Origin of the sequence: Longimicrobium sp. (assembly GCF_036554565.1) — a bacterium.
Taxonomy (GTDB): Bacteria; Gemmatimonadota; Gemmatimonadetes; order Longimicrobiales; family Longimicrobiaceae; genus Longimicrobium.
The window spans coordinates 1-3,972 of record NZ_DATBNB010000082.1; the positions used below are offsets into that span (position 1 = coordinate 1).

Sequence of the window (3,972 nt, forward strand, 5' to 3'; positions counted from 1 at the left end):
CTCGCGCGCCTGGTGCTGACGGAGCAGCTGTACCGGGCCGGCACCATCAACCGCGGTGAGCCGTACCACAAGGGCAGGGAGTGACGGCGTCCCCGATCAACGGTCGCGCTCGATCGTCGGCCACTCTCGTGCAGAGGGTGGCCGATCGCGTTGGATACCCCTTGCAATTCCCTGGTCCCCAATCCCTATTCCCTGCGGTTCGAACGCGTATCCTGACGGGGAGGCACCACTGACACTACGGATCGAGATCTCGCCCCTGCGCGGCAACCGCCTGGCCGACGACTACCAGTCGGGCCTGCCGGAGGCCGCGCGATTCTTTTCCGGGCACCCGCGCGACCTGGAGTCTTTCCGCCAGAAGGTGGCGGAGGTGCAGGGGCGGTTCGGCAGGCGGGAGCGGGAGATCGCGGCCTCGGCGGTGCGCCCCACCTCTGCCCGCGCGGCGGAGCGGCTGGCGCGCTTCGTGGATCAGGGCGGGGCGATGGTGACCACCGGCCAGCAGACGGGGCTGTTCACCGGCCCCATGTACACCATCCACAAGATCCTCACGGCCATCCGCCTGGCCGAAGCGCTGGAGCGGGAGCTGGGAATCATCGTCCTCCCCGTCTTCTGGTGCGCCTCCGAGGACCACGATTTCGCCGAAGTGAACCATGCCTTCGGCGTGGACGGGGCGGGGAAGCTGCGCCGCATGTCTGTCGCGGCGACGGAGGGCCGGCCGTTAACGATGAGCGAGATGCGGCTGGGTGAGGATGTAGAATCCGTAGTAGATCAATGGAGGGAACTGCTTGCACAACATGGGAGTAACGCCGTTGATCTGCCGAGGATTTTAGATCCTTATGCGCCGGGAGAGACGGTCGCGGGCGCGTTCCGCGGGACCGTCGAGAAGCTGTTCGCCGGCTTCGACCTGCTGGTGACCGACGCCGCGGACCCAGCCCTGAAGCAAGCCTCCGTCCACATCCTGCAGCAGGATGTAACAGATGCGGCGGACCAAGAGCGCCTGTTGCGCGAGCGGACGGCGGAGATGGAGGCGGCCGGGTATCCCGGGCAGGTGACCCTGGTGGAGGACGCGGCCAACGTCTTCTACCACGGCCCGGCCGGCCGCGAGCGCCTGGCGCGTGCCGGCGACGGGTGGGTGGCGAAGGACGCGCGGGAGCGGTTCACCCTCGACGAGGTCACGGCGCGGATGGCTGCCGAGCCGGCGTCGTTCAGTCCCAACGTGTTCCTGCGGCCCGTGGTGGAATCGGCGGTGTTCCCGACGCTGGCGTACGTCGGCGGGCCGGCGGAAGTTGCCTACTTCGCGCAGATCGCGCCGCTGTTCGACGCCTACGGCATCCTTCCGCCGGTGGCGTACCCGCGCGTTTCCGTGCGCCTGGTGCCCGAGGTGGCGGAAAAAGCCGCAGCCGCGCTCGGTGTCACGGACGACGAGCTGCGGATGCCGGAGCACGAGCTGCTGGGGCGGATGGCTCGCAAGCGCCTCCCCGAGGAGGTGCACCAGAGCCTGGCCGCACTGCGCACGACCCTCGTGGAGCGCTTCGGCGCGGTGATGGACGCGGCGGAGGGGATCGATTCCAACCTGGAGGGAGCGCTCGGCGCGCGGCGCAATCGCGCGCTCCTGGCCGTCGCCGAGGCCGAGCGGAAGATCCTGTCGCATGCCAAGAAGCGCGACCGCGGGCTGACCCACGACCTTCCCCTCGTGCGCAACTACCTGATGCCCTTGGGGGCGCCGCAGGAGCGCACGCTGAACGTGATGCCGTTCCTGGCGATGCAGCCCACGCTGCTCCATGACATCGCCGCGGCCATGGAGATCCGCTTCGGGCAGGAGGATGGCGCGGTCCATGCACCCGCGCCCGGGCCGAGTACCTGACCCTCTCGCCCGCCCGGCAATGCCGCGTGGGCGTTCTCTCACGAGCACGCGCCCATGAGCCGCGACGGAGCCCCGCCGCCTCCCGACGTTCCCGACGACGACGACCGGACCCTCTGGCAGCCGCCGCCCCACCGGCCGAATGACGGGCTGCTGCAGCCGGATCCGGACGCCACGATGGAGATGCCGGCGCTGGAGGCGCTGGAGGACGCGTCCGCGTCGTACGACCCCGCCGACGAGGCCGTGGAGCCCCCGGCGATGGTCCCCAAGGCGGCCAAGAGCTCGGGCGCCGCGTCCATGCTGGTGGCCGCGGGCATTCTGCTCAGCCGCATCGCCGGCCTGGTGCGGGCCCGCGTGTTCGCGCAGTACTTCGGCACCTCGTTGTACGCCGACGTGTTCGCGGCGGGGCTTCGCATGCCCAACCTGCTGCAGAACCTGCTGGGCGAAGGCACCCTGAGCGCCTCGTTCATCCCCGTCTATTCGGAACTGCTGCACCAGGGACGGGAAAAGGAGGCCGGACGCGTCGCGGGCGCCATCTTCTCGCTGCTGCTGGCCGCGGCGGCCGCGCTCTCGCTCGTCGGCGTGTTCTTCGCGCCGTTCCTGGTGACCATCTTCTTCCCCGGCCTGGAGGGCGAGCGCCAGGAGCTGACCGTCACCGTTACGCGCATCATCTTTCCCATGGCGGGAATCCTGGTGCTTTCGGCGTGGTCGCTGGGCATTCTGAACAGCCATCGCAGCTTCTTCCTGCCGTACTTCGCCCCGGTGCTGTGGAACGCGGCGATGATCGGCACGCTGCTGATCTTCGGGAGCGGGATGGCGCTGGACAAGCTGGTGATCGCCCTGGCCTGGGGCGCGCTGGCGGGCGGCGTGCTGCAGTTCCTGGTGCAGCTTCCCAAGGTGCTGCGGCTGAACCGCGAGTTGCGGGTGACGTGGGCGCCCAAGCTGGAGGGGGTGCGCGAAGCGGTGCGCAACGCGGGCCCGGCGGTAATGGGGCGCGGCGTGGTGCAGATCAGCGGCTACCTGGACTACTTCCTGGCCTCGCTGCTGGCCGTGGGCGCCCTGGCCACGCTGCAGTACGCCCAGCTGCTGTACATCCTCCCCGTGAGCCTGTTCGGCATGGCCGTAGCCGCGGCGGAGCTGCCCGAGCTGGCGCGCCAGCGCGCCGAAGGGGCCGAGGTGCTGCGCAAGCGCGCGTCGGGCGCCCTGGAGCGCATCGCGTTCTACATCGTCCCCTCGTTCGTCGCCATGACGGTGCTGGGCGACGTGGTGGTGGCCACGCTCTTCCAGTCCGGCGGGTTCAGGCGCGCGGACACCATCGTCGTCTGGCTGACGCTGGTGGGCTTCTCCATCGGCCTTTTGGCGACGACCGCGTCACGCCTGCTCTCGTCCACCTTCTTCGCCCTTCGCGACACGAAGACGCCGGCGCGGTACGCCATCGTGCGCGTGGTGCTTTCCGTCGTCCTTTCCGTCGCGCTGATGCTGCAGTTCGAGGCCGTCAATTTCGAGAAGCTCGGCTTTCAGATTCCCGGCGGCATGTGGTCCGACGTGACGATCGGCGGCAAGCCGCTGGGGACGGTGGGCTTGGCGCTGGGCGGCGGCATCGCGGCCTGGGTAGAATGGTGGCTGCTGAAGCGCTCGCTGCGCGGGACCATCGGCCCGGTGGGGGCGGGGACGGGCCCCCTGCTGCGCATGTTCATCGCCGCGGGCGCGGGCGCTGGCGCGGCGTACGGCCTTCGCTTCGTGGTTCCGCCGGATGCGCTCCCTCCCATCTTCCGCGGCGCCATCATCCTGGGCGGGTTCGGCGTGGTCTACTTCGGCGTCGCGGCGGCGCTGGGGCTGGAGCAGTCCACCGCCATCTTCCGCCGGATCAAGGGGATGCTGGGCCGGCGCTGACGGGAATGGTACGGGGGATGCGCGGCCATCCGGCGGATCACGTCGGGCGGCCGCGCTTTTTTCCACGATCGAAGATTCCCCACGGCCGGGTGAGGTGAATGTGGATAACGTCAATGTGGAAAAGCAGATGCGTGATGTGGCCGAGGCCGTCCGGCGTACCTGCGCGAACGCGGCGGAGGGCGCGTACGAGGACGCCGGGATCCGCGGCCTGTGCGCGGAGG

General features: G+C 69.7%; 3 protein-coding genes. All 3 read left to right on the forward strand.

The window, feature by feature from the left end:
* The coding region (locus tag VIB55_RS25425; protein WP_349262982.1) for a 23S rRNA (pseudouridine(1915)-N(3))-methyltransferase RlmH at positions 1-84 on the forward strand (84 nt) is incomplete at its 5' end.
* The gene (gene bshC / locus VIB55_RS02215; protein ID WP_331875030.1) at positions 56-1,861 is read left to right on the forward strand and encodes a bacillithiol biosynthesis cysteine-adding enzyme BshC; all 1,806 of its coding nucleotides are present in this window, start codon (positions 56-58) and stop codon (positions 1,859-1,861) included. The genes VIB55_RS25425 and bshC, both read left to right, overlap by 29 nt.
* 54 nt (positions 1,862-1,915) lie before the next feature.
* Positions 1,916-3,751: a murein biosynthesis integral membrane protein MurJ gene (gene murJ / locus VIB55_RS02220; protein WP_331875031.1), complete on the forward strand. Its 1,836-nt coding sequence runs from the start codon at positions 1,916-1,918 to the stop codon at positions 3,749-3,751.
* Positions 3,752-3,972 lie beyond the last annotated feature (221 nt).

Coding starts and splice junctions, on each gene's coding strand:
- murJ (WP_331875031.1), top strand. CDS start 1,916: ATGAGCCGCGACGGAGCCCCGCCGCCTCCCGACGTTCCCGACGACGAC.